This window comes from Bradyrhizobium sp. P5_C11_2 (assembly GCF_054049755.1).
In genome coordinates, this window is the sequence record NZ_JBFULT010000379.1 from 1 (window position 1) to 7,428 (window position 7,428).

At 64.9% G+C, this 7,428-nt stretch carries 9 protein-coding genes and 1 pseudogene; 7 read left to right on the forward strand and 3 right to left on the reverse strand.

Annotated elements, in window-relative coordinates:
• Positions 1-155, reverse strand: a 155-nt coding sequence (locus tag ACXJL8_RS28200) for a helix-turn-helix domain-containing protein (protein ID WP_456685978.1), incomplete at its 3' end; no start/stop codon positions are given.
• A 92-nt stretch (positions 156-247) separates the two neighbouring features.
• On the opposite strand from ACXJL8_RS28200, the gene ACXJL8_RS28205 reads away from it, so the two are divergent.
• The 5 genes and pseudogenes from ACXJL8_RS28205 (at position 248) to ACXJL8_RS28225 (ending at position 4,618) form a co-directional block, all read left to right on the forward strand.
• Complete coding sequence (locus ACXJL8_RS28205; RefSeq protein ID WP_456685970.1) at positions 248-1,912, forward strand: methyl-accepting chemotaxis protein; 1,665 nt, start codon at positions 248-250, stop codon at positions 1,910-1,912.
• A gap of 20 nt (positions 1,913-1,932) precedes the next feature.
• The gene (locus tag ACXJL8_RS28210; RefSeq protein ID WP_456685971.1) at positions 1,933-2,241 is read left to right on the forward strand and encodes a hypothetical protein; all 309 of its coding nucleotides are present in this window, start codon (positions 1,933-1,935) and stop codon (positions 2,239-2,241) included.
• 189 nt (positions 2,242-2,430) lie between these two features.
• Entirely contained in the window at positions 2,431-3,978 is a 1,548-nt protein-coding gene (locus ACXJL8_RS28215; RefSeq protein WP_456685972.1) for a sensor domain-containing diguanylate cyclase, read from the forward strand.
• A pseudogene (locus ACXJL8_RS28220) lies at positions 3,954-4,373 on the forward strand (IS5 family transposase); the annotation flags it as partial. The gene ACXJL8_RS28215 and the pseudogene ACXJL8_RS28220, both read left to right, overlap by 25 nt.
• 107 nt (positions 4,374-4,480) lie before the next feature.
• Positions 4,481-4,618, forward strand: coding sequence for a hypothetical protein (locus ACXJL8_RS28225; protein ID WP_456685973.1), 138 nt, complete (start codon positions 4,481-4,483; stop codon positions 4,616-4,618).
• A 641-nt stretch (positions 4,619-5,259) separates the two neighbouring features.
• On the opposite strand, the gene ACXJL8_RS28230 is transcribed toward ACXJL8_RS28225, so the two are convergent.
• Complete coding sequence (locus tag ACXJL8_RS28230; RefSeq protein WP_456685974.1) at positions 5,260-5,469, reverse strand: hypothetical protein; 210 nt, start codon at positions 5,467-5,469, stop codon at positions 5,260-5,262.
• Positions 5,470-5,671: 202 nt separating this feature from the next.
• Between ACXJL8_RS28230 and ACXJL8_RS28235 the strand changes: the two genes are divergently transcribed.
• Complete coding sequence (locus tag ACXJL8_RS28235; protein ID WP_456685975.1) at positions 5,672-5,992, forward strand: GYD domain-containing protein; 321 nt, start codon at positions 5,672-5,674, stop codon at positions 5,990-5,992.
• A gap of 352 nt (positions 5,993-6,344) precedes the next feature.
• Entirely contained in the window at positions 6,345-6,764 is a 420-nt protein-coding gene (locus tag ACXJL8_RS28240; protein WP_456685976.1) for an Hsp20 family protein, read from the forward strand.
• Positions 6,765-6,886: 122 nt separating this feature from the next.
• Here ACXJL8_RS28240 and ACXJL8_RS28245 read toward each other — a convergent pair.
• Positions 6,887-7,428: hypothetical protein (locus ACXJL8_RS28245; protein ID WP_456685977.1), on the reverse strand; the 542-nt coding region annotated here is incomplete at its 5' end.

The window sequence follows — 7,428 nt, forward strand, 5'->3', positions numbered from 1 at the left end:
GGCGCGACGTGGCCTTCCTGCGCGAACCGCTCCGACCAGCGGCTGGCACTCGACACGCTTACACCGAACCGGGCCGCCGCTCGATGGAAGGAGGCGCCCTCGGCCACGGCCGCCACGACACGCTCGCGCAGATCGACAGACAACGGTGAAGGCATCGAGGGCTCCTTCACCACTCAACGCGGCAAACCGCTAACCCGTCGCAACGCGGCCGGGCACGGCTCTAGGCCAGGAACTTGCCGCACGCGACATGACAGTGCGGGCTCGGCTCGACGAGCGGCTTGAGCCGGTGCTGAACGCGCTCCAGCATGGCGCCAAGCTGTTGGGGCATCGCATCGTGGCGCTCGACCCGAAGATGTTTCCCCTCATTCAGATCAGCGCGACCGCGTGGCAGGCGCGGATCAGCGCCGGGATGCTTCGGTTCCAGGTCCGCACGATCCTGGCACAGAACAGGGCCGTGCGGCCGGAAGAGACGATTAAGGTACGGGAATACGCGCACCAAGTGACGTCTGGTCTTGGCGTTATAGCCGACCTGATGGACGAACACGCTCCAACAGATCTGAGGGCGGCACTAGCCGCCGCACAGAACAGCTTCTCCGGAAGTGCCTATGTGAACCTACGCAAGGAGATCGATACCTCTGCCGCAACCGGTCAGCCCCTCGCTTTCAACATGGAGACGTGGCTGAAGCTTGCTGGCGATGCACAGTCGGATGTCCTTGCCGTCGCCGCCGCGGCGATGGAGGTTCTGACTGGTCAGGCAACGGCATCAGCGGATCAGGCTTGGACCTGGGTGCTTCTGCTGACGGGTATGGCGATTGGCATTCTCTCGGTCGCAGCTGCCAGCTTTATCATTCTGCAGCGGTGGGTCTCCCGAGCAATTATACATCTGGAAGGAGCGATGGTCCGGTTAGCTGCCGGTGACACGGCGACGGCTATTCCAGGCGCCGAGCGGCACGACGAGATCGGCGCGATGGCCTCGGCTGTGCAGGTGTTCAAGGAAAACTTGATCCGGACTCGTCAGCTGGAGGCGGAGACGGCCCACGCACGGCTGGCGGCCGAGGAGCAGCGTAGGGCCGGCATGCGCCAGATGGCCGACGGCTTCGAGCAAGCTGTCGGCGGCATCATCAGCATGGTGTCATCCTCAGCTACCGAGTTGCAGGCCACCGCACAGACCATGACGACGACGGCGACGGAGACAGCCAGTCATTCGACAACTGTGGCCGCTGCTGCCGAAGAGGCCGCCTCCAACGTCAACACCGTAGCTGCAGCGGCGGAGGAGCTGGGCTCCTCCGTGCAGGAGATCGGCCGGCAGGTTAGCGGCTCGGCCCAGCTGGCCCGCACTGCTGTGGATGAGGCTTGCCAGACAGCCGCACTCGTGCAGGAGCTTAACGGGGCTGTGTCGCGCATCGGTGACGTGGTGACGCTGATCTCCACGATTGCCGGTCAGACCAATCTGCTGGCCCTGAACGCCACGATCGAGGCGGCGCGCGCCGGCGCCGCCGGGAAGGGCTTTGCGGTGGTGGCGAGCGAGGTTAAGGCGCTCGCCGAGCAGACCGCGCGGGCCACGAGCGAGATCTCGGGCCAGATCGGCCGGATCCAGGGCTCGACAAGTCAGGCGGTCACGGCGATCAGCTCGATCAGCGCGCGCATCCAGGAGATCAGCGGGGTTGCCACCAGCATTGCGGCTGCCGTTGAGCAGCAGGGTGCAGCCACCCAGGAGATAGTGCGCAACGTGGCACAGGCGGCGAGCGGCACGGGTGAGGTGACGAGCAACATCGCCGGTGTGGCACGCGCCTCTGAGGACACGGGCGCTGCGGCTAATCAGGTACTTGGGGCGGCCTCCGAGCTGTCACGCCAGTCCGAGCAGCTCGCGGCCGAGATGAGGCGCTTCCTCGCAACCGTCCGCGCCGCCTGACGCAAGCCGGGACGACGTCGGTGATGAGGGCCGCCTCAACGGCGGCCCTTTTAGTATTCAAGCCTGCAGCCAAGGAGCATAAAACCGCTATCCAGGCACAAATAATGGCCCTCATGAAACACGTGGGCTTCGACCTGATCGAGGCCACCTCCGCATTTCTGAAGGATACCTCGGGAGTCCTCGACAGCGTCAACGGATGGCTTTGCCGACGATACATAGAGGAGGGTCGGCACCTCGGCCCGGATGGCAAACCCTATCGGCGGCTGACCGGCTTCTGGAAGCGCTTTGATCAGCAGATGAATAGGAGTAATGGGGGAGTAGAGAGGTAACTGGTCAGCCGCTGATCGGGAACGGCGTTACCCTGACCCTTCTCGTGGGGTGCAGGTGCGACGGGTGCTCACGCGATCGTGTTGGCGCAGACGCACGACACCGCCCTGACTCTACCGATCTAAAACCCTTGGTAAGGATTGTCCGTGCCAGGATTGAGCGGGAGCGAACGCGTTCGCGAGAAACCCTCGATGGTCCCGCTGCGACGCCTAGTGCTTCGGTTTCAGTTTGCCCGGACATGGATCGCCCTCGGCGTCCTGGCGCCCGTTGGGATGCTCGCAGCGTCCGGCCTGATGCTGTTGGATCTGCGACAGGACGCCTGGGACAAGGCTGAGCAGACCTCCAAGAACCTCGTCCAGGTCCTTGAGCGCGACATTGCTCGCAACATCGAGCTGTACGATCTCTCGCTGCGCGGGGTCCTCGACAACCTGAAGGCTCCGGGACTTGCGCAGGTCACCCCCGAGCTGCGGCAGCTGTTGCTGTTCGACCGCGCTGCGACGGCTCGCGACATGGGCGTGCTGGTCGTCACCGATGAGAACGGCGATAGCGTCATTGAGGCAGGCGCGGTTCCTGCGCGCAAAGCAAACTACGCCGACCGAGCTTATTTCCAGGCCCATAAGGCGCAGAACAATCTCGGTCTCTACATCAGTGAGCCGCTGTTCTCACGTCTGCTCGGCAGTCGTATGATCGTGCTGAGCCGTCGCATCAACAAGGCTGACGGTACATTCGGCGGCGTGGTGTTGGGGACACTGAACCTGTCCTACTTCACGCGGCTGTTCAGTCAGATCGACCTCGGCCGAAACGGCGCCATCAATCTCTACCTGCGCGACGGCACGCGTGTCATGCGCCAGCCCTTCGTCGAGGCTGACATCGGTGCCAACATCGCGAGTGCCCCAACCTTCAAGGGTTTTTTGCGTGAGCACAACGGCAGTTTTGTCCACACCTCGATCCGGGACGGCATCGAGCGATACTACACCTTTACGCAAGTCGGCGACCTGCCGCTGATCCTGAACGTCGCTCTCTCGACCGACGAGACCGAGGCCGAGTGGCGGGTGAAGGCGCTCGTCATCGGGGGCATCGTGGCGCTGCTGTGTGGCCTCACGATCGCGCTGTCGCTCCTGTTCGGGCGTGAGCTGCGCCGCCGCGAAACCATGCAGGCGGAACTCGCAAAGCTATCTCTGACGGATGCTCTGACAGGGCTGCCGAACCGCCGCGCGTTTGAGGACGCATTCACCCGGGCCTCGGGTGGCGTAAGGCGCTCAGGTGAGCCGCTATCACTACTCATCGTGGATGCCGATCACTTCAAGCGCTTCAACGACCGCTACGGGCACGCGGTCGGCGACGAGGTGCTCAAGGGTCTGGCCCGCTGCCTCTCGGCCAGCATTCATCGCCCGCACGACCTCGTCTGCCGTGTAGGCGGCGAGGAGTTCGCTATTCTCCTGCCAGACACAGACCAAGCAGGCGCATTTTGCATTGCGGAGAAGGTCCATGCCGAGGTGTCCACCCTGGCAATCGGATCTGCCGGTATCGGAGCGGGCGCGGTCACAGTGAGCATCGGGCTAGCAGCCGTGGTGCCGACTGGTGCGGAGATCGCAGCGCTAGCCGATCTCTACCGCCGCGCGGATGGCGCGCTCTACGAAGCTAAGGCAGGTGGGCGGAACCAAACCCGTTGTGCGAAGCTGCAGGACATCCCGGCTGCTTCACAGAAGCGTGGGCTTCAGGTCGTCAGCGCCTCGTAGGCGGGCGCACGACCAAGATCCACGCCCTCACCGATCGCTTCTGCCGCCCGCTCGCCTTCCTGCTGACCGGCGGGCAGGCCGCCGACTGCAAGGCCGGCGCGTTGCTGCTCGAACGTCTGCCCGCCTGCCGCATCGTGCTGGTCGACAAGGGCTACGACAGCGACGCCATCCGCCGGCAGATCGAGGCGGCCGGGGCCGCACCCAACATCCCGCCCAAGATCAACCGGCCTTGGAAGCCATGCTTCTCGCCCGTGCTCTATCGCGGCCGCAATGCCATCGAGCGCATGTTCGGGCGGCTCAAGGACTTCCGCCGCATCGCCACCCGCTACGATCGCTCGGCCGCCAACTATCTCGCCGCCGTCTGCATCGCCGCCACCGTCAGCTACTGGTTATGAGTCCGGACGGTAACCCGTCCCGCCTAGCTGCGGCGCGTTTCTTTTGTGGTCCGCCGATAATCAGCATTCGAGCACGTGCTCTGGAGCACCGTCAGGGCTGATGGTTCATGAAACCTTACATCCAGGCAATGAAAACAATGTCTCCAGGAGGAACGACGATGGATTGGCTCGTGATTTCCGCATTCTCGACCGTCGCCTCGATGGCCATCGCTACGACGGTGCTCACGCTGATGGCGCCGGTCTAGTCCGAGCAGCCGCTCGGCCCGGATGAGGTGCTGATGAGCACAGCACCCTCGGTCCATGCAGGCCGGGGTCTGAACCGAGCGGTCTGACCGCAGCCAGGAGTTCCGTACACCTCTCGCGACTGGCCCGATGGGGTTCCTTCAGCTGAAGGCGGTCAAGCGGCACTCATTCGGGAACCAAACACCCGCCCGCAGGTCTACAGGGCATTCACGGGATTACTCCACCTCCAGCCCGCCCGGCATCGCTGCGGCGGGCTTTCTTGTGACGGTCGCCGGTCAATCTCCGTCAGGCCGAGCCACATCTCAAGCAGTCCGATGTGCGCGCGGACTTCCATCGCGCGAATTCGGTGGTCTCGCGCGAGCATCCGCAGCAGCGCGGCCTCGTCGTAGCGTCCGTCGCGTTCGAAAGCGTCGGCCTTGGCGGCGAGCGCCCATCAGGCGGTCCGCAGCCGCCCGCTGGGCCGGCGACGGCGTCCTGGGCTTCCTCTGGCGCTTGGGCGCGGGCTGCACGGTCTCGACATCGAGAGTGAGACCGGCGGCGGCGAACAAGTCAGGTTCGGTGTGGTCGGGCATGGTGGTGGTGCTCTCCAGCAGCACCCCCGTAGCGAGTCCCTGTCAGGGCGAGGCCAAGGAGCGGCGGCGGATTATCCACAGGCACCGCCGGCCGCCTCGGCCTCGCGCATGAACTCCTCCCTGATGGGCTCGGGGGTGGACGGGGCGGTGAGGGCGTAGAGGACGGTGGCGGGCAAATCGGCCACATTGGCCGATTTGGACCCAAAGGCTTCGGCCGCGTCCATAAAGCGCCGGGCTGAACGTTCGGCCATCGAGAACTCGGCCTCGATCCACGGCAGCAAGTTGCCGTGGCCGAGACGGTGGCAATGCTCACCACCGAGGTGGCCGAGCTGACCGGCAAGCGGCCTGCACCCGAGTTTGCCACAGACCCTCGGCCCATTACCTCGACAGGTCGAGAGTACCTGTCCGGGACTTTTTGTGTCCCCGCGAGCACAAGTTGTTGTACCATTACGCCCCGGTCACGCTCAAAATTGGAGGTATGCGATGACCACCTACATCATGCTGGCGAACTGGACTGATCAGGGCGCACGCGCGGCGTCCGACTCACCCGCTCGACTCGATGCGGCCAAGCAGCTGCTCGCGGAGATGGGCGGGAGCTTCAAGGACTTCTTCCTGACGCTGGGAAGCTACGACATCGTGGCGGTCTACGAGGCCCCAGACGACGCTGTCGCGGCCCGCTTCAGCTTGCAGCTTGGGATGCTCGGCAACATCCGCGCACAAACCCTCAAAGCCTTCCCGGAAGCGGCCTACCGCCAGATCGTCCAGTCCCTGTCCTACGAGGAACCGCCGCGCTGGCGCGCCTGAAGCGCGGTGGATGCCGTGATGGCGGACCTGTCGCCCGCAGACCGAGCACGGGCGACAGGTCGGCGCTTGTCGGCGTTGGGACTGCGCAGCCCATGGGTGGCGTCGCGCAGGCCGTCCTGGCGCACGCCTGACGTCACGAAAAATCCGGCATCCGCATTGGAACTCGGCCTCGTCTTTGGCGTTACGCGCGTGTGCGAGGCCCATTCAGGCTCGCATGTTGGGCGCCGGACATGGTGTCCGGCGGCTCTCGTTATCACGTTGCTCGCAAGGAGGATGTGGTCATGAGGACCTTCGACTTCGCCCCGCTCTACCGCTCTACCGCTCCAGCGTCGGCTTCGACCGCCTGTTCGACATGATGGACCAGGCTGCTCGCGTCGACGCGTCGGCCGCTTGGCCGCCCTACAACATCGAGAAAGTCGCCGACGACGCCTACCGCATCACCCTGGCGGTGGCTGGCTTCGCACCCGACGAGATCGAGCTGACGCAGAACGCCAATAGTCTCCTTGTCACCGGGCAGAAGAAGGATGCTGAGGGCGACCGCCAGTTCCTGCACCGGGGCATCGCCGCGCGTCAGTTCCGCCAGACCTTCAACCTCGCGGATCATGTGAAGGTCACGGGCGCCCGCATGGAGAACGGCCTGCTGACTGTCGAGCTAGTGCGGGAGGTCCCAGAGGCGTTCAAGCCGCGTCGCATCACGATTGGGGGCGCCTCGGCCGCTGTCGGCCAGGACAACGCGCAGCCGCGGATCGTGGACCACGCTAAGGCTGCCTGATCCTCAGCCCAACTGCTCTTGAACAGACGCCCTCGCGAACCGGTCGTGCGCGGGGGCAACACCCGTCACACCCTGCTTTGCGTTTTCAGGAGAATGACTCGTGTCTACGATAGAGCCGCATCTCACTGACCTTGGCTCCATGAACATGGCACCAGCTCGACGCCGCCCGAGCCGGATCTCGAACCTGCGCTGGTACGTCCGCCCCGGGCGCCGGAACGATGACGACGATCCGCCGCCCTGTCCGGCAGCGACGATGCCACGCCCGCGGACACCACCGAGCCTCGCCGCGCTCGCTGTCTGCGTCTGAGCGCCGACAACCAGTTGGAGGCGCTGTATACGCTGGCCTCGCCCGCCTCCACGCGGGCGAGCGCAGCTAAGGCGTAGTTCACTGCGGTTACGCGGTGATCCAGCCGCTTTACGTCGCAATCCTTGATCTGCTGGATATCTGCGGCCGCTTCCTCCGCGATCAACCCGCGCTCGATTGCTTCCGGCGGCGGGATCACATTAAGCCGGTTGCCCAGCTGGATGACGTTGCTGAGCTGCTGCTTGGGCGCATCCGGGACGGGTGCGCTATCCGGGGCCGGCAGATCCGGCTCGGGCTCGGCCGTGCGCCGGCCGATCCGCGCGGTGTCCATCTGGGTGACGTTGCCGTGCCGATCTCGAT